The following is a 25,306-nucleotide window of genomic DNA, read 5'->3' as shown; positions in this document are numbered from 1 at the left end:
AACTGGCAAATCAACCCATAGGAGTTACCATGAGCACCCACACTTATCCTGCTTGCTGTGAAAAAGACAACGGTAGCGCGTTGGGCACCAATGCTACCTTATCCTCACCTATTTCTGCTGACGGCACGCCGGTGCTGGGTGAAATCTACACAGTACCCGCCCGTTGCGGTCGGGCTGTGCGTTTGAGCAAAGGGCAAATTATCCGGATCATCAACACCCCCGGCAGTCAGGTGTGTGATACCTGGTTATTCAATAGCGCGGATCTGAGTGAATTTTCATCAATGGAACATACCCGCGCATTTATTGATAAAATCATTCCTCAGCCGGGAGATCCATTAGTCACTAATCAGCGTCGTACCATCGGAACATTGCTGACCGATACCTCGCCGGGTGTGCACGATACTCTGATTGCAGCTTGTGATCTTTATCGTTATAGCAATATGGGGATCACTGAATACCATGATAGTTGTGCCGATAATATGCGTCTGGCACTGAATGCTATCGGGCTGAGGGCTAGAGAAGTGCCACAACCCTTGAACCTGTGGATGAACACACCCGTTAACCCGGATTACACCATTTCCTGGTTACCGACAGTGAGCAAAGCTGGCGATTATGTTGAGATTCGCGCCGAGTTGGACTCTATTGTCGTCATGTCGGCTTGTCCGCAAGACATTGTTCCAATCAATGGTTGTAACCCACAGGATGTGCATTTTAGTGTCACGGAATAATCAATAATGTCAGTGTGTCAATCATGTTGCCCGGCACGGATACGCCGGGCGTTTGAGCCTCTTTGAGCAGCAGATATCAATTTATGAAAAAAAATGGCGATAACGGCAGTTTTGCTTTATCTGATTTAGGGATGCGTTTACGTCATGCTCGCTTGGCGCAGGACATCACGCTAAAACAATTGGCACTGAAAGTGGGATGCTCAGAGAGTTTATTGTCCAAGTTGGAAAATGAAGTGGCGTCCCCCTCTTTGGCGATGTTGCATCGGCTAGCGAGCGCACTGGAAACGAATATCTCTGATTTGATGGCAGAAAGTTGGGTGGCTGATTCACCGGTGTTAAAACCGGAGCAGCGGGTGCGTAAGCGCTTTGTTCACCGAAGTAAAAAGGGGGGAATTGCGCTAGAAAATCTGACCCATCACCATAAGGGCGGATTATTACAGGGCAATATTCATATTATTGAGCCGGGTGTCGCCAGTGATGGGCAAATAGAACATCATGGCGAGGAAATGGGCTATGTGCTTGAGGGGGAAATTGCGCTGTATTTAGGCGAGGAGACATATACCCTTGGCGTGGGCGATTCATTTTATTTTCCCAGCCATGTTCCACACGGTTACCGTAATATCGGTGAGTCAGCAGCAAAAGTGCTGTGGGTGAATACGCCGGTCACTTTCTAAATGACGTGCATTTTTCGTGCGGCATTATCTATTATGCCCTGCCCAGAATTTCATTGTAGAGCAGGGCATATTGAATAATAGGATATCGCATAGATACCCGCACCAGATTACCCACGGCTGAATTACAGGTAACAATTCATTAATATCGTTGATCTGAACCAAATAAATGAATGCGTTGGGCAATCATCTCTTTCACTGGAATTAGCCCCTCTCGGATGACTTTCCGAGGATCATTAACATCGTGACCATCGTCAGCCAAAAACATCGCTTTAACGGCTTCGCACCAGGCATACATATTTTCAGTATTGACGTTGATTTTTGCTGTCCCGCAAGAAATAGCCCGGCGCATATCTTCAGCGGCAATTCCGGTGCCCCCGTGAAGTACTAATGGAACTTTCACCAATGCAGCAATATGTTCCATTTCAGCAAAACCTAATTTGGCTTTCCCTTTATATAATCCGTGAGTAGAACCAAGAGCCGCCGCTAAACAATCGACATTTGTCTCTTTCACCAGAATGGCGCACTCTTGGGGGTCAGCGTAAATAACGGCTGAATTGACGATACCGTCTTCACTCCCCGCAATGGTGCCTAACTCTGCTTCGACTGAAACACCTCGCTGATGTGCAAATTCAACGACGCGGCGAGTGATATCCAGATTCTCATTGAATGGTAGATGTGAACCATCGAACATGACTGAGCTGAAACCGGCCTTTATTGCCGCCTCGCAAACTTCCTGAGATGTCCCATGATCTAAATGTAATGCAACGGGGGTGTCTATATCCAAATATTCCATCGCATTGACGACAATATCATGAATACATTTAAGACCGAGCATATGTTTAATTGTCCCACCGGAGACACCTAATATCACTGGCGAACGTAATTGTTTACCTGTACTTAATACTGCACCCACCCATTCAAGGTTATTAATATTGAACTGTCCTACGGCATAGCCATCCCGTAGGGCATGGTTAAGCATGTCCTTCATTGATACTAACATAGTCACCTCTTAGGAATTAATTCATGAAATAAGTCAATCTTCAAAATACTGTTGCAAATTTCTTTCGTAACTCGTCAATGATTTATGAACGACAGAAAGATCTGGCATCGACTCTCTGACGCCTTTTTTCTCAATAGCAATAGCTGCTGCAAGGCTGGCAAATAAAATAATATTGTCAATATGCCAGGAATAATGAATTCCATAGGTAAATGCACCATGGAATATATCGCCGGCGCCCGTCGTATCTACCGTATTACATACAAAGGCCGGAACGATTTGTAATAATCCATTTTTTAGGAATGCACACCCTTTTTCACCTAAAGTAATATATGCTTCGCCTCGGCATATTTTATTTAATTCTTGTAGTGCTGTTTTTAGTTGTGATTCACTTTTGAACTCAGTAATTCCCAAATAGTCTCGGGCAAAATGTTCACTGGCAACAAGATGGTCGGTAAATTGTGCTAAATGAAGGTTACTTTTTCTTAATGATCCGCCGTCCATCACAACACGAGCGCGTGGCAATTTTTTAATTAAATACTCACTAATTTCAGGTTCATGTCCATCAATTAAGATGGTCACCTCTTCATTTTTAGCAATAAGTCGTTCGGCAAAATCATCAAGTTTTAATTTTTGGTCAAAGGTTAATGAGGGTGGAACTTGCAGTTTTCGTGTAATAATCGTCCGGGAACCATTCAATCGATTAACTAAAATAGAAGCCAGCGGTGTGATCATTTCATCGGAGAATACAATATTGTCAGTATTCACACCTACTTGAGAGAATTCATCAACAATACGCTGTCCATAGATGTCTTGATTCAAGTGGCCAATATAATGAATGTTCTCGCCCCAAAGCCCTAGTAGCCATGCTGCATTGGCACAAGGGCCACCTCCGCTTTCGATAAAGTCATGGCTAAAGTTCTTGGTATTCTCCTCTGGCCAATGGTTAATAAAAAAGAATTGATCAAAACATGAAAACCCTACAGACAATATAGCCATAACGACTCCTGATGGTATTGTCAGGAGCGGGAAAGGTTCTCCCGCTCAACGATAAAATAACTATTCCGTTTTTTTACGGGCCATAAGTTCTTCATAGCTAAGGGTATCACCCACAACTTTGACTGAGCGGAAACAAAATGGCAGCATTAAAGCGATAGCGAGTAGCAGGCAAATCAGATAAATGGCAATTTGACCAAATTCAGTAAAGGCATTTCCGATAATAATTCCCCATACGGCGAAGTCGAAATCGGCAAATGTACTGTTTTCAAATCCTAGACTTCCCAGCGTCGGTAACAACATTGCCGGCAGGAAAGCCAAGAAGATGCCACCAATAAATGAAGCAATCATACAACCTCGTTTGCCCCCTAATTTATCGGCAAAGACACCTGACGTACCGCCGCAGAAGAAGTGAGGCACCATGCCCGGAATAATCAGCGCCATACCAAATGCGCCGAGGAATAACATTCCGACTAAGCCACCGATAAATGAACAGATAAAGCCAACTACGACGGCGGTGGGACTAAAGGTAAAGAACACGGCACAGTCAACGGCAGGTATTGAGTTAGGTATTAATTTCTGGCTGATCCCTTGGAATGCGGGAACCAGATCGCCCAGAATTAAACGTACGCCGTTGTATACAATCGCCACGCCAACCGCAAATTGCAAACCGGTCAAAATAGAGAAGATAAGCATATTTTGATCAGTGATTGTTCGAAGATATTCACTTCCTGCAACCGCACTACAGATAAAGTAAATAACGAACATCACAATACCGGTTGTCACCGTGGTATCACGTAGGAACCCCCATTTCTCTGAGATTTCAGTATCAGCGAAAGAATTCGCAGGATTACCGGTTTTGCTGGCGATCCAAGCTGATATGTAATAACCCAGTGATCCAAAGTGCCCCATCGCAATACCGCCATCTTCGGTAACTTGCTTGGTATAACGTTGACCAATTGCAGGTGAAATCGCTGACCAAGAGCCGAGCAAGAAGCCGCCAATCAGTATTAACTCCCACCCACGAAACTCTGCGGCTTGCAGTACGGCGGAGAAAAGGCATGCCAAAAAGAAGGAGTGGTGGCCTGTTAAAAAGATATATTTATACTTAGTAAAGCGGGCAATAATAAGATTAAAAATAAAGCCTAATAGCAAAATACTCATTGTTTCCACACCTAAGGCTTTTTGTGCAACAGAAACAATAGCTTCATTATTAGGGATAACGCCACGGATATTAAAACCCGCTTCAATAATTCCCCCAAGAGGATTAAGGTTGGCGACAATGACACCTGCACCTGCGCTTAACATCAGGTAACCTAAAATAGGTTTTAGTGTCCCGGTTAATAATTTATTTCCTGGTGAGCGCAATGCCACTAAACCGACAAACGCTATTATCCCCATCAGAAATGCTGGCTGACTAAATATTTCTGACAAGAAAGAGAGTAAAGCCTGCATAATGTTTACCTCAGTTTATAATTGTGTATTATATTCCGGCTATTCTTTTTATTTCGTCTGTAATATCTTCCGCTATTTTTGCTTTATGCACATAACTACGAATAACAGCCACATTGCAGTGCGCAGGGAACTGGGTTGCTAACTCTTTAATCGTAATATACAGGTCTGCTTTTTCGCCGACGGCATTAGCGAGATCAACAGAGGCAATATCAGCTTTAACACCTAACTCATCACAGATTTTTTTTACATTACTGGCAGCCATTAATGAACTGCCAATGCCATTACCGCATACTGTTCTGATAACTAACATAATGACTCCTCCATTTCTCTCTGAATAAAATCCATCACGGTGTGATGATCATTTTCATTCTCCAGAAAATCGACGATTCCAGATTCAATTAATGTAGCGATAAGTTGGATCATTTTTATATGGCTGTCTGCATCAGCTCCGGAGATAGCAATAACAACCTTTATGGGATCAAACTCCTCATGTCCAAAGTTAAGTGGATTCACGACAGTGACCAGCGAAAACCCTGTTTTCAATGCGCCCTTTTCTGGTCGCGCATGCGGCATAGCAATGCCGTAATCAAGAACAATGGCTGAACCGAAGACCTGAAAGACATGACACATTTCATCTATATATGCTTCTGAGCAAATACCTTGATTGGCCATCAATTGCCCGGCATATCGAATACTTTCCTCTGGAGTTGATATCTCTTTATTTAGAGAAAGTAATGAATGATTAAAAATAATGTCCATCTGGCTTCTCCTGGGGCATTTAACTTGCTTGTAAGAATAATAGGTAAGCAGGCCAGTAAAACTTGAGACTAAGGTCACGTTTGAATATTAAGAACGTGAGGGGTATCACATGGATAGAATTCAGTGACTGAGAGAGGTTAAAATAAACAAAAGAATAAATTACTTATAAATCAGTTAATTAAATAATCAACTGTATTTGGCGTGGAAAACAAATAGAATAAAAATTAGACAGGGGCGACAAATATTTATCATGAAATGATGTTCGCATCACAAATATAGGCGGCCTTTTTTGTAAAAAAGTGATCACGCTGGCATAAAAAAAGCTGCCGGCTAAAAATAACCGGCAGCTTTTGTTTTTTGACTATCGCAGCTTAACTTTTACTGCCCCGAGCGGCGATAATAGCATCGGCCACATTACGTGGTGCTTCAGCGTAGTGCTTGAATTCCATTGTATAGGTCGCGCGGCCCTGTGACATGGAACGCAATACGGTTGAGTAGCCGAACATTTCAGATAACGGTACTTCTGCTCGAATAATCTTCCCACCGCCAACCATCTCCTCCATGCCCTGCACCATACCTCGGCGAGAAGAAAGATCACCCATTACGTTCCCGGCATACTCTTCAGGCGTTTCCACTTCCACACTCATTACCGGCTCCAAAATCACCGGAGATGCGCGTTTGGCGGCTTCTTTGAAACCAAAGATGGCAGCCATTTTAAACGCCAGTTCGGATGAATCCACTTCGTGGTAGGAACCGAACGTCAACGTGACTTTTACATCCACTACGGGATAACCCGCCAGAACCCCGGTATTGCTGGCCTCGAGCACACCTTTTTCTACCGCTCCGATAAATTCACGGGGTACTACGCCGCCTTTAGTGGCATCGACAAAAGCTACGCCGCTGCCCGGCTCCTGTGGTTCAAGGGTAAAGACCACGTGACCATATTGCCCTTTGCCACCAGATTGGCGGACAAATTTACCTTCAACATCGGTCACGGTTTTGCGCACAGTTTCGCGGTACGTTACTTGTGGTTTACCGATATTGGCTTCCACACCAAACTCACGTTTCATACGGTCAACAATGATCTCCAGATGCAATTCGCCCATGCCGGAGATAATCGTCTGGCCGGACTCTTCGTCAGTACGAATACGAAACGACGGATCCTCCGATGCCAAGCGTTGTAGCGCGATCCCCATTTTCTCCTGGTCGGCTTTGGTCTTCGGCTCAATGGCTTGTGAAATCACCGGTTCAGGGAATTCCATGCGCACCAGCGTAATGACCGCATTCGGATCACACAATGTCTCCCCGGTGGTGACATCTTTCAGCCCTACACAGGCGGCGATATCGCCGGCACGAATTTCATCCACTTCAATCCGGTTATTTGCGTGCATTTGGACGATACGGCCAATGCGCTCTTTCTTGCCGCGAATCGGGTTATAAACACTGTCACCTTTGCTCAGTACTCCGGAATAGACGCGCACGAAAGTGAGTTGACCAACATAGGGGTCGGTCATCAATTTGAAGGCCAGCGCCGAGAACTTTTCATTATCATCGGCCTTGCGGCTCACTTCGTTGCCGTCTTCATCTGTGCCCGTAACCGGTGGAATATCCACGGGTGATGGCATCAGTTCAACCACGGCATCCAACATGCGCTGTACACCTTTGTTTTTGAAAGCACTGCCGCACATCATTGGCTGGATTTCACCGGCAATAGTACGGATACGCAAACCTTGGGTGATTTCATCCACTGTCAGGTCGCCAGTTTCCAAATATTCTGTCATCAGTGCTTCTGAAGCTTCAGCCGCCTCGGAGACCATTTTTTCGCGCCACTCATTGGCTGTCGCAATCAGATTCTCTGGGATTGGCTCGTAGCTGAAAGTCATCCCCTGAGAGGCCTCATCCCAGATAATGGCGCGCATCAGCCGCAAATCCACCACACCGGTGAAGTGATCTTCACTGCCAATTGGAATCACAATGGGTACCGGATTGGCTTTCAGGCGATCAATCATCATCTGCCGCACGCGGAAGAAATCAGCACCAGGGCGGTCCATTTTATTGACGAATGCCAGCCGGGGTACACGGTATTTATTGGCTTGGCGCCACACGGTTTCTGATTGCGGCTGTACGCCACCGACAGCGTCATACACCATGACTGCACCGTCAAGTACCCGCATGGAACGTTCCACCTCAATGGTGAAATCCACATGTCCTGGGGTATCGATAATGTTGATTCGGTGCTCTGGTAAAGTTCTGTCCATACCTTTCCAGAAACAGGTCACGGCAGCCGATGTAATGGTAATGCCACGTTCCTGCTCCTGTGCCATCCAGTCAGTTGTCGCGCCGCCATCATGCACTTCACCCAGCTTATGACTGACGCCGGTGTAGAACAGAATACGCTCGGTAGTGGTGGTTTTTCCGGCGTCGATGTGGGCTGAGATACCGATGTTGCGATAGCGCTCGATAGGAGTTTTGCGTGCCATATTAAGTCCTTAATAGATGATGGCAATTTCGGGGCAGGCAATTTGATACCCTGCCGGGAAGTTGTTGGTTTATGTTTTGCCTTGCTGTTGATAGTCAGGTAATCGCGATCAGTATAGTCCTATTGTTCGAATATACACGTACAATTTAATTATTTGTTCTGAAACTGTGCAATAATAGCGAAGAGCAATGGAGAGAGGGTTTACCCTGAGGCTCGAATTATCAGTAGGGCTGACAGAGAGTATAGGCTATATTGCCGCCCGCGAAGGGCCAGTGGATGTGGCCAAATCAGGCCGTCGGGTTGTCGATGGTCATTTATCAATAGGAACACTATGATTGCAAATCACCCTGAGCGTGAGCAGATCCGTTTGGAAAATGTGCTGACGGCTTTAGGTAATCCACTGCGGTTGGCTGTGGTGCGTAGGCTGGCAGCGGGAGGAGAACACGCATGTGGCACGCTGGTGCACGGTTTATCTAAATCTACCCTGACCCATCATTGGCGTGTGCTGCGTGAAAGTGGTGTTATCTGGCAGCGGCCTTGTGGACGAGAGAGTTTGTTATCGCTGCGGCGCGATGATATTGATGCCCGTTTCCCTGGTTTATTGGATGTGCTGCTGAATGCAGTGGAGAATGATACGACCACCGATGCGTCGACGGCCAAACATCTGCCAGCGAGCGAATAGTTGCCTTAATGTATACAGCGGAGAAATATTCTCCGCTGTTAGTCATGGATACCTGATCAGATTATACCGCTTCGGCGAGCTGTTTTAGCCAGAGGATACCGCGTTCTGGTGAAGTCAGTACCGGGATGGATGGCGGTGTTGGCAAAGTGGTCAGCACTCTGGCCATTGATGCTTGTGCCAACATCACCACGTCGCTATTGGCGAGAGCTTTTTGTAACCCTTCGGCAACGATACGATCATGAGTGGCGTTGTCGCCATCCAGCAGGGCGATGAATGCCTCTGGCATCAGCATGGGGACAATATCCAAATTTTTACCGGCCGCCGCCGCTTTACGACGTACGAATTCCAGCGTCGGCTCCAGTGTTGTGGCAACGGTGGCGAGCACCGAAATCCGTCCACCAAGCGCAATCGCTTCATCGACCATCGCAGAATCAATGCGTGTAAGCTTGAGTGGCGTCATAAACTGGCATTGCTCCACCGCGCCGCCAATTGACGAACAGGCGGTCATAAAAATCTCGCAGCCCGCTTTCTCGGCATTATTAATGTAACCGGCAATGCGAGCGCTGATTTCAGGACTCACACCGCCGTGCTTCATGACCTGCTTAATCATCGAATCTTCAATGATGTGCATCACTTCAGCCTGTGGCATATGGTCGGCAATCAGCGTTTGCATCATGCCAAGCGTGGCAGCGCTGGTGTGAAATAGAGCAATTTTTTTCATTTTGTTATCCTTCACAGATTGTTCTGCGGGTAAAAGGTTACGCTAATTCATGCATAAACTGGGCGACTTTGATGGCCGCTTCATGATCTTCTTTGGCGGATAATCCCCCCACAGCGACTGCCCCGACGCACTGTTTATTGGCATTCAGCAATGGGATACCTCCGGGCAGGGCGGTAAAGCGATCATCGCCGAAATAACCGATATCCAACTGCTCGTTTTGCAGTCGTTGCAAAAAAACCTCGGTGGTTGCACCAAGCCGGCTACTGGTATAGGCCTTACGTTGCGTCAGTTCGATAGTCAGTAACTTTGCGCTATCCATCCGGGCAAATGCCAGTAAAAATCCCTGTTGATCACAAACCGCGACACTTAGCGGCCGGTTGTCATAGTCATTTTTTGCCAGCGCCAGTGCATGGTTGACAGCCTGTTGCGCGGTATCCAAGGTGAGTTGCGTTAGCATACGGCCTCCTTATGCAGAGTGAGTTTCAGAAAGTGATGAGTCAGGTTTAGTCGTGCCGGTTCGAGTGCGCTGGTCCGTTAGGTCTTTTCTACGCCAGTAGTTGGCTAGTAGTGATCCGGTGACGTTGCCCAGCGGCGTCATAACAGCCGATGCCAGCCCGACCGTCGCCAGTTTGCCCATTGCCGCAGCTAGCCCTGACGCCATGCCACCATTTTGTAAACCAACCTCAAAAGCGATAGTGCGTGATGATTCGATATCCAGACGGAATACCCAGCGGCTCATGCAGTAACCGATCAGGAATCCACCACAGTTATGAATTAGCATCGCGACACAGAGTAAAATGCCGACTTGCATCAGATTATCGCGCCCAGCAGCGGCGGCTGTAGTGGTAAAGAAGATAATGCCCATCATGGAAATTTTTGGCATCGCCAGCAGAACCTTGTCGGATTTGGTGGTTAGCCAGTTGTAGAACAGACTCCAGATGATGCCGCCGGCGAAGAAATTAGCGACAACTGCCAGCATCTGTGTATCGGCTGATGCGGTTTCGAACAAGCGATCCCAGCCACCAAAGATCATAAACAGCAGCCATATCGCACAGCCCGCGGCAATGGTTTGCACGACGCGCCTACCTTGTTGACCTGCATAGGTTTTCAGGTAATCGTGCAGAATGGCTGCGCCTATTGGGATCATCACAATTTTGATGACATCCATGACCATCGACAGCAATTTCACTTCAATTAACGAACCGGCCAGAATATTGACCCACAATGGCGTCATGACGGTGGCGACCAGTGTTGAGACGGCAGTCACTGAGATTGCCAGCGCCAGATTGGCATTGGCGATATAGACCATCACCGTCGATGACAGGCCGCTGGAACATGAACCTATCAAAATAATGCCAACTGCGACTTCCGGCGGGAAACTGAAGATTTGCGTCAGTGCATAGCCGAGCAGTGGCATGATTAAGAAGTGACAAAAGGTGCCGACGAACACGGCCCATGGCATTTTTGCCACATCAGCAAAGTCTTTGATGGTGAGTTTGGTTCCCATACTAAACATGGTGGCCTGAATCACTAAAAAGACGATCCATTTATGGGTGATGTTGAAACCGCCCCAGATAATCAGATCTTTGGAGTAAATCATTGCCGCGACAAAACCGGCAATGATCCACAAGGTGAATTGATAACTGCGTAACCCCGGCCAGTGCCCGGCGCCAATCGCAAAACCAGTAATAAAAATTACTAATCCAGGATGCCATAAACCCGTGGATTGCATCACCATCCCTGCAAGAGAAATAATAACGCCTAATGCAGAAACCAGTAATCCGGCTTTATAGACAGACGAACTGATAGCCATAATAAACCTCACTTGTCACATCATCAGAATGCGACGAATTAAATATACTCGCCATACTTCAAGTTGCATGTGCGTTGGCTGTGCTCAATAACCCAAATCACTTACTACAGTAAGCTCATCGGAACTATCTCACTTGCTACCTTCCTGAAACTCGAATTATTTTGGGTATCGCTGGGTAAACAGATAATTAAATTAACGATTATTAATATCGATATTGAGCATTTTCCTGGCTTGCTCAGGTGTAGCGACCTGTTTATCCATGCTAGTGATAATGTTGGCCAACTTTTTCACCAGTGGCAGATTAGATTCCACGGTATCAGTGGCATTAATATATCGACTGTCTTCAAAACCAATTCTGACTTCTGATGCCCCCATGCCGACTGCTGCGGCAATTAAGGAAAAGTCGCGACGGCCAAAATGGGTAATTGCCCACAGTGCATTGCGGGGAATAAATTGTCGCATAGCGATTAAAGCATCGATGGTTGCGGGTGTTGATCCTCTATGTCCTAATACAATATTAAAGAGGAGAGGTTGTTTGAATTTTATTTTTTCCTGAAGGAGAATAATGTTATTAATCATCCCTATTTCAAAGACTTCAAATTCAGGGATAATATTCTTTTCAACAATTAAGCGTGAGCAATACTCTACGTCGGGTGTTGGATTGAGATAAACATGGTCACCTAGATTCACCGATCCGACGTTGAGCGAGGCCATGCCAACCCCTTTACACTGTAGTGGGGTGCAACGTTGCTCAATGTTCATTGTAGAGACACCACCGGTAGAGGCTTGAACTATCATCTCGGTCTGGCTGAGAACCGGTGCGATGGTGGCGGCAAAGTCAGTGACATCTGGGGTGAGTTTGCCCAGCTTGTCGCGAACATGAAGATGAACGACCGCAGCACCGGCCTCAGCACAAGCTAAAATATCCTGTGCCACCTCAGCGGGTTCTACTCGGGTCGAGTCTGCTGCTACTGGTGCTAGCGAAATAATAACGTGATTAGACATAATTTAATTCCTAAATATGACCCGCCATACAGAGATACTTTGGGTGTAGGTTATTAATTAATTGTTTTATAATGAGTAAACCAATCTAATCCTTCTGACGTGGTAGTCTTTGGTTGATATTCACAACCAATCCACCCTGAATAACCATGTGACGCCAGATAATTAAACAACCATGGGTAATTTATTTCACCGCCGTCGGGTTCATGTCTATTAGGCACCGAAGCGATTTGTAAATGTGAAATTAATGGCCAATAGTGCTGCAAAGTACGTGTAATATTCCCTTGGATTTTCTGACAGTGATAAATATCAAATTGAAGAAAGATATTTTCTTTGTGACAGTCTTTAATTAACTGTTCTGCCAGTGTAAATGTTGAAATAAAATAATCAGGCATATCTTCACTATTTAATGGTTCGATGAGGACCCTGATGTTGTCCGCTAATAAATAATCTGCTGCATAACACAGTCTTTTTATTAAAATTTCGTATTGTTGTTCTTTGGATATAGCGTTATTTCTATTTCCTGCCATTATGTGTATCTGTTGACACCCTAATGCCAGAGCATATTCTCGCGCCTGCTGTAGGCTTTGTCTGAACTCGTCCTCTCGCTCCGGCAGTGAGGCTAACCCCCGTTCACCTTGCTCCCAATATCCCGGAGGGGCGTTGATCAAGACCACCGGCAGCCCACTATTTTGTTGCGCGCTGATTAAGCTATCAATCGGCTCATGGTAGGGGAATAGGCACTCTATACCCTGAAACCCAGCGGCAGCGGCTTGACCGAACCGTTCAATCAGTGGGACTTCGTTAAATAGCCAGCTCAGGTTGGCTGCGAATTTGAGCATGATTTTCTCACCTCTTCGTTAACCAGATGTAACTTCACCCCGAGTTCGCCAATCTGTTGCTGTGCCTCAGACGGTAGATGCACATCAGAAATGATGTCACTCAACTGTTGTAGGTTGCAGATATGGAACATGCCGTACTTACCATATTTACTGCTATCGGATACCAATATGGTGCGCCGGGATGCGCGCATAACCGCTGCCTTGACCATCGCTTTACCTTCGCTTGGTGTCGACATTCCTCGCTCCAATTCCCATGAACTGCTGCTGAGAAACGCAACATCAATGTTGATAGCATTAAAGAAATTAGCCGCGCTGTTGCCCAGACATGAGCGGTTACGGCGATCGACCAGTCCTCCCGTGTGATATAACGTGATGTGCGGCATATCCATTAAATAGCTACTGATGGTGAAGTCATTGGTCACGACCGTCAGATTAAAACAGTTGCTGGCAGCGATGGCTTTTGCCACCTCAAACAGTGTTGTGCCGGCATCCAAATACAGCGTCTGCCCCGGCTCGATAAGCATTGCGGCCAGCGCACCGATATTCTGTTTTAGCCCATGATTGAGCGACGCTTTTTCGCTGTAGGCCAACTCAAGTTTCAGCATGTTGTTCAGCTTGACGCCGCCATTAATTGCCACCACCTTGCCTTCGGCTTCCAGCATCTGAATATCTCTGCGCACGGTCATATGCGATACATTCATGATGTCGGCGAGATCTTTAAAAGACACGACATTCTGTTCATGTACATAGCGATAGATAAAATCACGACGCTGTTCAGGGATCATGGCGTTTATCCAATTTTGTTGCGATACACCTGACGTAGTTCATCAATATCTGATGCGCTCAATTGAGTGTAGGCATAGGGTTTCAATAGAAAATACAGCCGGGCCGTATCTTCAAGTTCTTCGGCATTAAAGACCGCTTCGCGCAGGGTGGAGCCGCTGACTACCGGGCCGTGATTGGCCAATAGCGCGGCGTTATGGTTCAGCGCAGATTCTGCCAATGCGGTCGCGATAGCCGGATCGCCCGGTTTCATATAAGGCAGCAACGGAAGCTGACCGATGCGCATAACATAGTATGGAGTAATTGATGGCAAACAATTCGTCTGGTCAATATCCGTCAAGCAGGACAGTGCCGTCAGATAAGGTGAATGAAGGTGCACCACCGCGCCACAATGTGGCCGCACACGATACATCGCCAAGTGCATAGGCACCTCTTTCGACGGTTTATCACCGCTGAGATAGTGGCCTTCGGCATCCAATTTGCTTAATGTCTGGCTGTTAAGTTCGCCAAGGCAAGAGTTAGTCGGGGTTACCAAAAAGCCGCCGTCAGGTAACTTCGCACTGATATTGCCCGATCCGCCGCTGCTCAATCCGCGCTGAAACAGTGAGCGGCCATAGTTCACCAAATCATCACGCAGTTGTTGTTCAGATAGTGGCATCGTGTTCATGCGAAATACTCCTGCGCCAGACGGAAAAAGTCTTCATTACCAAAGTTGCCGGATTTAAGCGCCATCATCAGCCCATGTTGTGCATCTCGCACCCATGGCACTCCGGGTGCAATTGATTTACCAATCTCTAATGTTTTCACATCGAGCTGTTTTACGACGGTGCCAGACGTTTCGCCGCCTGCCACGATGAAAATATTGACACCACGCACCAGCAACTGACGAGTAAGCTGCGCAAAGGTCTCCTCAACGGCCAGACTGGCACGCTGCTCGCCATAGTGTTGTTGAATCGCCGAGATTTCAGCGGGAGGTTGAGTGGCAGAAACCAAGGGTGCGAAACGATCAGCAAGATGTTGTTCAACCCAATCGGCAATCTGCTGGATGTATGCCGAGTCCGCCGAAATGCAACGTTCAACGTCCAGCGACAAATGTGCGGCATGTTGGCGGTAATGTGCGACCTGACGGTTGGTCATGACAGAGCAACTGCCGGAAAGTACCACCGCTTTTTTCTGCGTAGGGAAGGTCAGGGTGCGTGCAGCGGCGGTAGTTTGTGAAGGGAAATATTTTGCCAATGCACCTGCCAGCCCCGAACCACCAGCAAGTAGAGGCTGGCCTGCTAATGCGTGAGCCAAAGAATCTAAATCGCAGGCAGTCAGTGTGTCAGCGATAACATGATTCACTCCCTGTTGAGCCAGCGCGGTGAGTTGCTGAGTGATCGCCGGCCCCCCTTGTTGGATGACCGCCAGATTAAGTGAACCGACATGGCCTGTGACCTGTGGTGCCAGTACGCGGCATAAATCAGCCTCGTGCATTGGGTTAATCGGATGGTTTTCCATTCCAGATTGATTCAGTAGCCGACCATTCACAAACAGATGAGCATGAATAACCGTGCGCAAATTCTGTGGCAGAGCAGGGCAATGCACGATTTGTTGTACACCACAGGCTGACATGAGTGCATCACTGACTTGGCCGATATTCCCCTCTGGCGTGGAGTCAAATGTGGAGCAATATTTAAAATAAATCTGCCGTGCTTGCGCTGTTTCTTTTAACCACTGTAAGCAGGCTAGCGACTGTTTTACCGCCATTTCAGCCGGAATAGAACGACTTTTCAATGAGATAACTACCGCATCAACATCTGTCGGGCATGCCATGTCGTTTGATGGCTCGCCGATAATTTGTATCACTTTCCAGCCATTATCAGACATGAAACTGGCGATATCGGTAGCACCGGTAAAATCATCGGCAATCACGCCAAGTTGGATAGACATCTCAACCACTCCTGCAAAAGCGTATTTAATTGACACTATTGTTAGGTTTTGTGCTTAACATTGAGATGACTGATATCACAAACTTTATAACGGGGAAAAAAGAGGAGTTTTATTTAACACATTGAAAATAATAATAAATGCTTAAGTCTGATGAAAATAACCTTTCACACAGACTTGTGAATTTTTGTGCGATGCCAACAGCGATGAATACCTTATGGGGACTTAGTCATAAAATCGCCAGCGAGATGGGCATCTTCGCTGGCGAGGGCCATCGAGTTATTTGTGTTGTGAATCGTTAAATCTCTTGAGCGTGGGCTAAAACAAAATCTTCAGCTTCTTTCGACCATAGCCCGTCAGTTTTATGCAAAATGGTTTGCAGTTCCTGTAATAACGGCAAATCTTGTGGCTGGCTCATTAGTTCACTTAATGATGTCAGCGGTATATTTTTTCCGGTATAAACCAACTTTTTACCTCCAATGATTTTCGGTAAGTTCAATGTGGTTTCCGCCGCATCATTGAGTCCCAAAATATGGGAAACCACTTTCCCGGCATTGACTTTCTTTTCTTCAATTAACTTCACCGCTTCTCGCATGTCATCAGTATTCCCTCCAGAAGTACCGACATAATGGGTAAAGGAATAATGGATATCGTAGAAATTAACCGATGCCATAAAATTCTTATCCTGCGGTCCAGCAAAGAAATTAAAGCAGCCATCCGGCGCTAGTAAGCTGGAAGCTAGGGTCACTAATTCTGCTGAAGGTACGAAAACAAAGATATCGTCATAACCTTTACCCTCGGTCAGTGCCAATAAACGTTCGAATTGATCGTCAGTTTGTTGGGTATTGAGATAATGTACTTGAGTTTGTGGCTCGCTCGGATAAAGGCGTGCAGCATAATCCAGTTTTTGCTGGTGACGGTCGGTTATGACTAATAAGGCCGGATTAATGGGGCCGTGCAGAGCGTAATCAATGGCCAATAATCCCATCGGGCCAGTGCCACCAAGAATTAACACCTTACCACTGGGTTTAATCCCCATTTTATGCTGATAAGTGCCGGGAACCAGATGGTAGTTGGCATTAAACGCGCCGATAACACAAGACAGCGGTTCGACCAGCGACCCTTCGAAATAGCTTTCGCCTTGATAAGGCAGCAGACAATCTTGCTCCATCACTTCATTAGGGATAACGACGTGGGTCGCTTCTCCCCCGACATAAGGGAAGGAATATCCAGGGCAGTCAGGGCGGTCAGGTAATTGCAAATTAGCCTGAATGACATAACGGCTACCGGGTTTGAATTTGTGCTGCCATTTCTTACCGACTTGCAGAATATCACCGCAAAATTCATGACCAATAATAATCGGATTTTCCGCTACGTTATCGGGTACCTTTTTATGGTCGGCACCTAGATTGGCTTCTTTCCACGAAGAGAGGCAAATACTGTCAGTGACGACGGTGGCCAGTATTTCATCGTCGCCGATTTCCGGTAAGGTAAAACTTTCTAGGCGAAGATCATTTTTGCCATATAAACGTAGTGCTTTTGTTTTCATGTGGAACCACCTCAATTTTTGATAAATATAAAAACAGCAGGTCGAATAAAAATCCCCGGGCATTAATCAAGCCAGAATGCCAAGCCAGGCGCCTACAATTCCGAGGCCAAACAGGGAGAAGATGAGCCAAATAGGATTAATTTTTCGTTTGAGTAAACGCATCATTAACAGAGTCAGTGCGAGAGCCAGCAGACCGGGGCAAAGTTGATCAAGTATGTTTTGCACCGTCATGGTCACTGTTGCGCCGTCGTGGCCCGGTGTTTTCGATATCACTAGCGGCACGTTGATGCTGGTCCACTTGGTGACCAAAACCCCCATGATAAACAAGCCCAGAATTGAGGCACCCTCAGTCAGTTTTTGCAGTAAGTTGCCGCCGAGATCTTTGACGATATTGATCCCCTTGACGAAGCCGTATTGCAGGCCAAACCATTTCAGTGCCAGACGGACGGAGTTAAATGACAGGAAGAACAGAATTGGCCCCAGCACATTGCCATTCAGTGCGAGTGATGCACCCAAGGCGGCGGTGATTGGGCGCAGAGTTCCCCAAATCAGTGGGTCACCGACCCCAGCCAATGGCCCCATCAACCCAACTTTCAGGCTATTGATCGCGCCTTCATCGATATCCGCGCCATTAGCACGAGCCTCTTCCATTGCGGCTGTAACACCGATGACAGGGCCGCAGACCGCCGGGGTAGTATTGAAGAACACGAGGTGACGTTTTAAGGCGGCAATTTGATCTTCTTTCAGCGGATATAAGCGCTTGATTGCGGGCACCATGTCATAACAGAAGCCCAGACCGTGGATGCGTTCATAGTTAAAAGAAGCCTGCTGTAAGTTACTGCGTAAAAACATTTTAAACAGATCAGACCGGGTTAATTGTTTGTTTAATGTGGTCATATCGGCGTCTCCTAATCTTCTAATTCATCGAGTTTGGCTTGGCTGGCCTGCACAACTGGGGCCGCTGGTTTCTGATAAAGTGGGTTTAACTGGATATACAGCAGAGCAATAATCAGGCCGATGCCGCCGAAGGCGAGCAGGCTGAAACCGAGGTAGCCCCCGACAATAAAACCGAGGAAGAAGAAAGGCATCAGGTACTTCACGCCCATCATGTTGAGCACCATGGCGTAACCCACCACCACGATAAATCCACCGGCAATTTGCAACCCATGGGTGACAACGGTAGGAATGGCACTGAGCATATGGCTGACGGTATCGGCGCTGACAAAAATGGAGACAATCAATACCGGTATGGCGACACGCAAGGCCTGGACCAGTAATGCCGAGACATGCATTAAATCGATCATGGCAAAATTGGCTTTTTCTGCGTACTTATCTGCTGCATGTTGGAAAACGACGGTGATAGTGCGGGCAAAGACGGTCAGTACTTGACCCGCAGCCGCGACGGGGAGGGCAATGGCAATCCCTGTCGCAATATTTTGATGGCCGACAATGACCAGAATAGTCGAAATAATACTGGCGAGTGCGGAGTCGGGGGATTGTGCCGCTCCCACGTTCATCCAGCCCAAAGCGATTAACTCCAGCGTACCGCCAAGAATAACGCCAGTGGTCATATCACCAAGAATGAGGCCGGTGATGGTACAGGCAATTAACGGCCGATGAGTTTGGAACTCATCTAGCACACTGCCAATACCGGCAATACAGGCGAAAATAAATATCAAGATTATCTGTACTAAACTTATTTCCATGGTGGACCCCTTTGGACAATAGAGAGCCTCTCGAGTTATTCGAGATAAAAACGGCTTTTTGTCCAGATTAAGTAATCGGATTTAAATGTTTAATAAAGCTTGGGTTATTATTTATTTATCAAGTTAGGTATCGTTATTTAGATTCCAGCTCGCGTAATTTTTTAATCACATCCACTTGTGGATCGGAAGTGACCACCCGTAAATCTAAATGAACGCCACGTTCACCTAATGCATAAAAAGCATTAATATCATTCTGATCAACCGAAACTGCTTTGGTTAATTGTGTTTTTCCTTGTTTAAATGCCATGCCGCCAATATTAATAACATTGATTTTTACGCCTTGCTCTACCAGTCGTAAAACATCAGTAGGGTTGGTAAATAAATAAAACACGGTGTCATTGGCATAATTAGGGTTGTGATAAACAGCCACCGCCTTCTCGATATTAACAACATTCACTTTAATTCCCGGCGGTGCGGCTTGTTTTAATAATGTTTTGCGAATTTCATCGTTATAGACTTCGTCGCTACAGATAATAATACGCCCGGCTTTCGCCTCTTTTGCCCATACTGTGGTGACCTGACCATGAATCAGCCGGTCGTCAATTCTTGCCAGATTGATTTTCATATAAAGTCGGCCTCTTCTTCACTGCACGGTTGATGACGGAATGACTGTACGCACTGTGTGCCAATGTCGAGTAAATGGTCCGCGAGTTCATCCACCGTCATGGTTTGTTGGTTATCGGCAATTTCCAGTGCCAGTGGTAGTGATAACCCGCTGATGACCTGAATATGATTGTCACCGAACGCCAAGCGTGCTGCGGCGTTATAAGGACTACCACCTTGTAAATCTACGGCAATTAGCCAAGTGTCATTTTTACTTTTTGCCATGACATTTTGCATTTTCTCCACCAGATTCTCGGCATTCTCACCCCGGTTAAATAATAACGGGGTAATATTTTGTGTTTCGCCATACACCATATTAACGGAGTTCAGCATTGAAACGGCCAAATCACCGTGAGCACAAAAAATAACATTAACCATTTTGCCTCCAGTTACCATATTCCCTGTCTATTTAAATTTGGATAATACTCAGCCACACATTGAAAAATGTGAATATGTAAACTTTCATTTAATATCAGGGGGGAATTGTTTTTTTATTAAAATAATTTCTCCCATATTTTATCTATTCATCGATCTTGACGTAGGATTTATGCCGTTATTTTAAGTATCTCCTCGGCGGTTTCTTTTGTTGTTACCAAACTATTAATATATTTTCCTTTGATGGCCCCAATGATCCCGCTGATTTTTTCGTGGGAGTGAGCAATACCAATGGAATAGCGAGCCTTTTTTATTTTGTCTAGTTGAATCGTAATAGTTTTATCCGAGATATAGGTTTCAACCGGATTGCCCTGCAAATCATAAAAGCGTGAGCAGATGTCGCCAGCCACTTGTCGGTCATTAAAGTGGTCAATCACATCACTGCCGTAAAAAGCTCGCCAGGTAGAATTGCCCGAAATATTCGGTGAACCAATACCGAAAATGGCAATGTCCAGCCGCTGCCAATAGTCTGCAATGGCCTGATAATGCTGAGATTGTACGATACCATCACGGATGACGCTCTCTTCCAGAATGGCCGGAAAATCGATCAGCAGCGACTCACCTTTTAATTTCATGGCTGCACTGTAGACCAGTGTATTGACATGAAAGCGGCTTTCTAATTTTCCAGATGGGCCACCCACCATGGGGATGCAGGTCAGTTGACGCGATACCGCAGACGTGTCCATTTGCTCAACCAGTGCGGCAATAGCACTGCCCCAAGAGAAGCCCAGAATATCGCCATTCTCAATAATTCGATTAAGCAGCGCGCCGCATTGTTTAGCCATTAATATCAATTGATGTTCAGGCGATGAGTCTTGTTCTGACGAGACCACAATTGCTTCGCGTAATTTAAAGCGCGACTTCAACTGTTGTTCCAGCAACAAATTCTCGTTGTAGTTGTAGTTGATTGAAATAGTGACAATACCTTGCTCACGTACTTTTTTTAGCATTCGGCTGATACTGGTACGGTAAATTCCCAGCGCCCGCGCTATTTCTGCTTGTGTGAAATTTTGCTCGTAATACATTTGTGCAATTTTCACCATCAGGCGTAGATCATCGTTCTTTTCCATTTCAACCTCTTGCACATTTGTGCAAATATCACTAAGTTATCTATGACTTGATATAATCACTTTCTATTTTTTAAGTCAAAAGTACGAAATAATGAATCCTATCGTTATATTGCAATAATCATCTAATCTCCTCGTTGTAATTAACTTCAGATATCGCACAAATGTGCACAAATCTTTAATGATTTGATTTTTATTAAATAAATAGAAAAAGGATTTTTGTGTCAGCCCACTTTATTCTGGACAGATTTTGGATTTCGATCACATTTTTATTTTGCGCGATATGGTTGGTTTTGCACATATGTGCAGAAGTGCCGTGCTATAGATAACCCCAGCCCTATTTGGCCGGGAGTTATCAGATGATGGAGGTTAATTCAGGAGTGGTTTGTAGTGATGAGGTTGGCGCATGGTGACCAGATCTTTACGGCGAACCACATTCGTGGGATAAGGGCTGCCTATCAGAGAGCGGGTATCAATGGTTTGCGTCACTGTTTGTGTGTCTTGCCATAGCAACTGCTCTTGTCGTGGGAAGGTGAAGGTTTCTGGCCCGAATATGCCGCTGTATCCACCCAGCTCATGAGTGCTATCGACAGCATTGGCAAAGGCCAGATACAGATTATTTTCCCCCGCACGGGTTCTGAATAGGTGCCAATGAAGCGGGTCGGCTCCTGTAGGAATGGGGTAATTTTGCATAACAGCACTGCCCTGATGTGCCGCAGTAAACCCCATAGGAAGCGCAGCAGAACAGGCAATAATATCGCATCCCATCAGTGCCAGAATGCGTGCTGATTCTGGCAGCAAAGCATCATGACCGGACAGTAGACCCACTCGGCCCAGTGCCGTATCAAACACTCCCCATTGCTCCCCTGCGCTGGCCCACCGCTGTTGTGCTTGGGAGAGATGTATTTGCCGATAGCGGCCAATGATACCCTCCGGACCAAACAGAACTTGAGTGTGATAGTTTTTATCCTGCTGTTTCTCAGCCATGCCTACCACCAGATACACCCGTAATTTTATGGCCAGACGGGTTAATGCCTGTATGGCAGGGCTTTCCAGTGTTTGGGCATGAGTCGCACCCGCGAGATAACCGGTCAGGGCTAATTCAGGGAACACGATAAATTCACTACCCTGCTGAAGAACGGCTTCTTCTGTCATGGTCGTTATGATTGCCAGATTCTCTTCCACTCGCTCAGTGGAGGAGAATTGCGCGACAGTCACACGGCTCTGCTTGCCCGGCGGTAATGGTTGTTGCCCGTAAAGCCCAAAGAAATCTTGGGGATTCCATAAAAAACTGTCGCTCAAGAGTGAATGATAATAATCAGGTCGGCGTTGCCCAAATACTGGCTCCCCCAGCACCTGACGTTGTCGGCTACGACTGATATCAATCTCGGCATAGGCCACGCCATTCCCGTCATCGACGACGGCAGCAATGTTGCCATCAGGTTCAATAATGCAACTGCCGCCACTAAATTGGACACCTCGCTCTAGCCCCCAGCGGTTACTTTCCAAGAGGTAACAGCCATTTTCCATTGCCCGGCTGATCCAGTAAGGGGCGGGCGTACGCTCGGCCAGCCAGTTGCTGATGTGACAAATGACATCTACGCCATTCAGCGCCAGTAAGCGAGCAGTTTCGGGGAAGTGAATATCCATACAAACCAGCATGCCAATACGCCCCAGTGGGGTATCAAAAACCTGATGTCCGACATCACCAGCAGCAGCCCATTTGGGTTCCGAGATATAAGGATGACTTTTACGATGGCAGCCAATCACACCCTGTGGCCCGATTAATACGGCACTGTTGTAATAGAGAGCCGTTTGCGGGTCGACTTCTGGCATCCCCAACACGATATAACATTGATACCGTTGCGCCAGTTCAGCAAAACGTGCAGTACTGTCACCGGGGACCGTTTCTACCATAGGCGCGATTTCTTGCCGGTCAAACCAGCAGTAACCCGTTGTGGCCATTTCTGGTGTTGTAATCAGGCGCGCTCCTTTTTGTGCTGCCTGCTCAACTAAGGTCAATAACTGACGCACATTGGCTTCTTTGGCAAACATCAAGGGTTCAAACTGGACTGCGGCGGCAAGATAGGGGGCTATTGACATGATTATCCTCACAAATAATGAATGTTATGCTCGACGCGTTCTGGGCAATCAAAATTCAGCTTTTCCGGCTATTGGCCACTGTTGGCGTTGTCCAAGAAAAAATGTCATTGGCCTGAATCAATGCACATGAAATTTCTTCGACGGTAATGCGTTTATCCATCGCCTGGTGGCGCAAGATCTCATAGGCCTGCTCTTCGCCAATATTGTGCATCCGCATTAGAATGGCTTTGGCTTCACTGACCTGGCGGATACCCAGGACTTTTTTTTCCAGCCGCTCAATTTGGGCGCTCATCTGCCGCTGCTGTTGGGCATGATGCAAAGCAAGCACCATGGCTGATAGCAAACCGGAGGCTCTAATGGGTGTGGTGATAGTGCTACCGGCCCCCATGTTGAGGGCCTGATCAATAAATGTCGGGTTCTCATAAGCAATCACGGCTATCAGGGCATGCTTATGGTGGTCGAGCCAAGACACATCTGGCTCGGGGTTATCTGACTGTAATGCATAGAAAATCAGGTCAGTATCTGCGGGCAGTTGTTCGGGGATCGGCCAGAAAGCCTGAACTTTAAAGCCCATGCGGCGTAAATGATTCGTGAGGGTTTCACCGTCTTCATCATCGGGGTGTAGCACTACGCAGCGGATCCCCCGGCTGAGTAACAGTGCCGTCGCACTGATTCGGCTATCGCTAGGTCGCATGTGGATACCCCACTGTCGTGAGTTTGGTAACCCAATCACCCTGTATCTGATTCGTCATGTAAGGGTCGGGTTCGACGATACGGCGTGACTCCTGCACGATGGTAAATTGCCCCCGTTCATTGGCCATACCTATGCGTGGATATAACCCGGTATGCTGATTCAGTGGGTCGATACGAATACGGCCTTGTGGCGCATCAAACTGGCTGCCACGCAGGGCAGCGGACAGTGGATAAATGTGGTCACTGCCGCATTCAGCCATAGCTTTAGCAAACAAATGCACTTGGCTGTAAGTGGCCTCCCAATTCATATCCGTGGTGAATTCCGACCCAAATTGTTGGTGGAATTGCTTGAGTGCCGACTGATTCGTTTTGCTGGCAATGCTTTGGAAATAGGGCGCTGAACTGAAATGGCCCTGCGCCACTTCTGCTCCCATAATGGCAATTTCAGTTTCTGATGTATTCAGGCTGCCAATCGGCATACGGGCGGGATCTAAGCCTGCAGCTTGATAAGCTTGATATAAAAAGGGCACGGTTTGCCCGACCACGGTACTGAAAATAAAGTCTGGCTGCTTTTTCGCGATCTCCTCAATGATGGGGAGGAAAGCTTCATAAGGTGCATTCAGGTCAAGATAGCGCTCGCCAATCACTGCGCCATCGTGGCGTTGCAGAATCAGCTCCTGCATATTGCGATTACATTCGTATGGATAAATGTAGCGAGAACCAATGAGATATACCCGCGCACCAAACTGACCAGTGAGATAGTCGGCCAACTGCACGCAGTTTTGGTTGGGGGCAGCCCCCCCATAGAAAATGTTCTCCGAAAACTCAAAACCTTCATACAGTTGTGAATAGAACAGCAATCGTCGATATTTTTCTACTATCGGTGACATGGCTTTGCGGCTACTTGAGGTGTAGCCACCAAAAATCACATTGACTTCATGTTCTACAATCAATTGCTCTGCCAGTGCACGAAACAGAGTGTCGTCAGATTGTGGATCAAAATGGATAGCATTCAGTAACCTACCGTTGACGCCACCATGTTGGTTAATTTCAGCAATGGCTTGTGTCGCCCCGCGCCATTGCGACAGTTCTTGTGCCGCAGTCACGCCACTGAAGGAGTACAGTAAGCCAACATTGATGGGTGTATCTGAACTCATATGCACCTGCTTATGCCCGTTAGAAATGGCGATTGAGCGAACGCGAAAAATACCCCGGTCTGCACCGGGGGCA

Annotated in this window: 26 protein-coding genes; 3 read left to right on the top strand and 23 right to left on the bottom strand. The window is 46.8% G+C overall.

Features of this window, described 5'->3' with window-relative positions; all coding sequences use genetic code 11:
* The first annotated feature begins 29 nt into the window (after window positions 1-29).
* Together HUZ92_RS20975 and HUZ92_RS05275 are read left to right on the top strand one after the other, a co-directional pair.
* Window positions 30-728 carry a DUF1989 domain-containing protein gene (locus HUZ92_RS20975; RefSeq protein ID WP_050100277.1) on the top strand — a complete coding sequence of 233 codons (699 nt, stop codon included), beginning with the start codon at window positions 30-32 and terminating at the stop codon, window positions 726-728.
* An 83-nt stretch (window positions 729-811) separates the two neighbouring features.
* Window positions 812-1,402, top strand: coding sequence for a cupin domain-containing protein (locus tag HUZ92_RS05275; RefSeq protein WP_050100275.1), 591 nt, complete (start codon window positions 812-814; stop codon window positions 1,400-1,402).
* 139 nt (window positions 1,403-1,541) lie between these two features.
* Here HUZ92_RS05275 and fba read toward each other — a convergent pair whose 3' ends face one another.
* From fba to fusA, 6 genes are all read right to left on the bottom strand, one after another.
* Window positions 1,542-2,402 carry a class II fructose-1,6-bisphosphate aldolase gene (gene fba, locus HUZ92_RS05270; protein ID WP_050100273.1) on the bottom strand — a complete coding sequence of 287 codons (861 nt, stop codon included), beginning with the start codon at window positions 2,400-2,402 and terminating at the stop codon, window positions 1,542-1,544.
* 33 nt (window positions 2,403-2,435) lie between these two features.
* Window positions 2,436-3,398, bottom strand: a complete 963-nt coding sequence (locus HUZ92_RS05265; protein WP_050100271.1) for a carbohydrate kinase family protein — start codon at window positions 3,396-3,398, stop codon at window positions 2,436-2,438.
* Between the two features lie 60 nt (window positions 3,399-3,458).
* Window positions 3,459-4,850, bottom strand: coding sequence for a PTS ascorbate transporter subunit IIC (locus tag HUZ92_RS05260; RefSeq protein ID WP_050100270.1), 1,392 nt, complete (start codon window positions 4,848-4,850; stop codon window positions 3,459-3,461).
* Between the two features lie 28 nt (window positions 4,851-4,878).
* A complete protein-coding gene (locus HUZ92_RS05255; protein ID WP_050100268.1) occupies window positions 4,879-5,160 on the bottom strand; it encodes a PTS sugar transporter subunit IIB in 282 nt (93 codons plus the stop codon).
* Window positions 5,154-5,609: a PTS sugar transporter subunit IIA gene (locus HUZ92_RS05250; protein ID WP_050140532.1), complete on the bottom strand. Its 456-nt coding sequence runs from the start codon at window positions 5,607-5,609 to the stop codon at window positions 5,154-5,156. The genes HUZ92_RS05255 and HUZ92_RS05250 overlap by 7 nt, the downstream gene beginning before the upstream one ends.
* 371 nt (window positions 5,610-5,980) lie before the next feature.
* Window positions 5,981-8,089, bottom strand: coding sequence for an elongation factor G (fusA, locus tag HUZ92_RS05245; RefSeq protein WP_050100264.1), 2,109 nt, complete (start codon window positions 8,087-8,089; stop codon window positions 5,981-5,983).
* 330 nt (window positions 8,090-8,419) lie between these two features.
* Here fusA and HUZ92_RS05240 point away from each other — a divergent pair, with 330 nt between their 5' ends.
* Window positions 8,420-8,770: an ArsR/SmtB family transcription factor gene (locus tag HUZ92_RS05240; protein ID WP_050140534.1), complete on the top strand. Its 351-nt coding sequence runs from the start codon at window positions 8,420-8,422 to the stop codon at window positions 8,768-8,770.
* A 61-nt stretch (window positions 8,771-8,831) separates the two neighbouring features.
* Here HUZ92_RS05240 and HUZ92_RS05235 read toward each other — a convergent pair whose 3' ends face one another.
* The 17 genes from HUZ92_RS05235 to HUZ92_RS05155 form a co-directional block, all read right to left on the bottom strand.
* Window positions 8,832-9,491: an aspartate/glutamate racemase family protein gene (locus tag HUZ92_RS05235; RefSeq protein ID WP_050100260.1), complete on the bottom strand. Its 660-nt coding sequence runs from the start codon at window positions 9,489-9,491 to the stop codon at window positions 8,832-8,834.
* Window positions 9,492-9,528: 37 nt separating this feature from the next.
* On the bottom strand, window positions 9,529-9,948 hold the full coding sequence (locus tag HUZ92_RS05230) for a GlcG/HbpS family heme-binding protein (protein ID WP_050100259.1): 420 nt from the start codon (window positions 9,946-9,948) through the stop codon (window positions 9,529-9,531).
* A 9-nt stretch (window positions 9,949-9,957) separates the two neighbouring features.
* The gene (locus HUZ92_RS05225; protein ID WP_050140538.1) at window positions 9,958-11,304 is read right to left on the bottom strand and encodes a bile acid:sodium symporter family protein; all 1,347 of its coding nucleotides are present in this window, start codon (window positions 11,302-11,304) and stop codon (window positions 9,958-9,960) included.
* Between the two features lie 192 nt (window positions 11,305-11,496).
* The gene (locus HUZ92_RS05220; protein ID WP_145580064.1) at window positions 11,497-12,309 is read right to left on the bottom strand and encodes a beta-keto acid cleavage family enzyme; all 813 of its coding nucleotides are present in this window, start codon (window positions 12,307-12,309) and stop codon (window positions 11,497-11,499) included.
* A gap of 53 nt (window positions 12,310-12,362) precedes the next feature.
* Window positions 12,363-13,148, bottom strand: coding sequence for a 2-oxo-tetronate isomerase (otnI, locus tag HUZ92_RS05215; RefSeq protein WP_050295855.1), 786 nt, complete (start codon window positions 13,146-13,148; stop codon window positions 12,363-12,365).
* Window positions 13,124-13,933, bottom strand: a complete 810-nt coding sequence (locus tag HUZ92_RS05210) for a DeoR/GlpR family DNA-binding transcription regulator (RefSeq protein WP_050100253.1) — start codon at window positions 13,931-13,933, stop codon at window positions 13,124-13,126. The genes otnI and HUZ92_RS05210 overlap by 25 nt, the downstream gene beginning before the upstream one ends.
* A gap of 5 nt (window positions 13,934-13,938) precedes the next feature.
* Entirely contained in the window at window positions 13,939-14,589 is a 651-nt protein-coding gene (gene otnC, locus HUZ92_RS05205; protein ID WP_404705056.1) for a 3-oxo-tetronate 4-phosphate decarboxylase, read from the bottom strand.
* 5 nt (window positions 14,590-14,594) lie between these two features.
* Window positions 14,595-15,863, bottom strand: a complete 1,269-nt coding sequence (gene otnK / locus HUZ92_RS05200) for a 3-oxo-tetronate kinase (protein ID WP_050100249.1) — start codon at window positions 15,861-15,863, stop codon at window positions 14,595-14,597.
* Window positions 15,864-16,158: 295 nt separating this feature from the next.
* Entirely contained in the window at window positions 16,159-17,409 is a 1,251-nt protein-coding gene (locus HUZ92_RS05195; RefSeq protein ID WP_050100248.1) for a zinc-binding dehydrogenase, read from the bottom strand.
* 66 nt (window positions 17,410-17,475) lie between these two features.
* Window positions 17,476-18,306: a PTS system mannose/fructose/sorbose family transporter subunit IID gene (locus HUZ92_RS05190; protein WP_050100246.1), complete on the bottom strand. Its 831-nt coding sequence runs from the start codon at window positions 18,304-18,306 to the stop codon at window positions 17,476-17,478.
* 11 nt (window positions 18,307-18,317) lie between these two features.
* Complete coding sequence (locus tag HUZ92_RS05185; RefSeq protein ID WP_050100245.1) at window positions 18,318-19,115, bottom strand: PTS mannose/fructose/sorbose transporter subunit IIC; 798 nt, start codon at window positions 19,113-19,115, stop codon at window positions 18,318-18,320.
* A 133-nt stretch (window positions 19,116-19,248) separates the two neighbouring features.
* A complete protein-coding gene (locus tag HUZ92_RS05180) occupies window positions 19,249-19,740 on the bottom strand; it encodes a mannose/fructose/sorbose PTS transporter subunit IIB (RefSeq protein WP_050140550.1) in 492 nt (163 codons plus the stop codon).
* Complete coding sequence (locus HUZ92_RS05175; protein ID WP_145580065.1) at window positions 19,737-20,156, bottom strand: mannose/fructose/sorbose PTS transporter subunit IIA; 420 nt, start codon at window positions 20,154-20,156, stop codon at window positions 19,737-19,739. Before HUZ92_RS05175 ends, HUZ92_RS05180 begins: the two co-directional genes overlap by 4 nt.
* 167 nt (window positions 20,157-20,323) lie before the next feature.
* On the bottom strand, window positions 20,324-21,283 hold the full coding sequence (locus HUZ92_RS05170; RefSeq protein ID WP_050100239.1) for a sugar-binding transcriptional regulator: 960 nt from the start codon (window positions 21,281-21,283) through the stop codon (window positions 20,324-20,326).
* A 366-nt stretch (window positions 21,284-21,649) separates the two neighbouring features.
* Complete coding sequence (locus HUZ92_RS05165; RefSeq protein ID WP_050295853.1) at window positions 21,650-23,383, bottom strand: nitrilase-related carbon-nitrogen hydrolase; 1,734 nt, start codon at window positions 23,381-23,383, stop codon at window positions 21,650-21,652.
* Between the two features lie 55 nt (window positions 23,384-23,438).
* Window positions 23,439-24,077, bottom strand: coding sequence for an ANTAR domain-containing response regulator (locus HUZ92_RS05160; protein WP_050100236.1), 639 nt, complete (start codon window positions 24,075-24,077; stop codon window positions 23,439-23,441).
* Window positions 24,067-25,233, bottom strand: a complete 1,167-nt coding sequence (locus HUZ92_RS05155) for a transporter substrate-binding domain-containing protein (protein WP_145580066.1) — start codon at window positions 25,231-25,233, stop codon at window positions 24,067-24,069. The genes HUZ92_RS05160 and HUZ92_RS05155 overlap by 11 nt, the downstream gene beginning before the upstream one ends.
* Window positions 25,234-25,306: the final 73 nt, after the last annotated feature.

The organism is Yersinia vastinensis, assembly GCF_902726565.1.
In the GTDB taxonomy this organism is placed as follows: Bacteria; Pseudomonadota; Gammaproteobacteria; order Enterobacterales; family Enterobacteriaceae; genus Yersinia; species Yersinia vastinensis.
The sequence above is the reverse complement of the archived record's forward strand: the minus strand, read 5'-3'. Positions and strand labels throughout refer to the sequence as shown.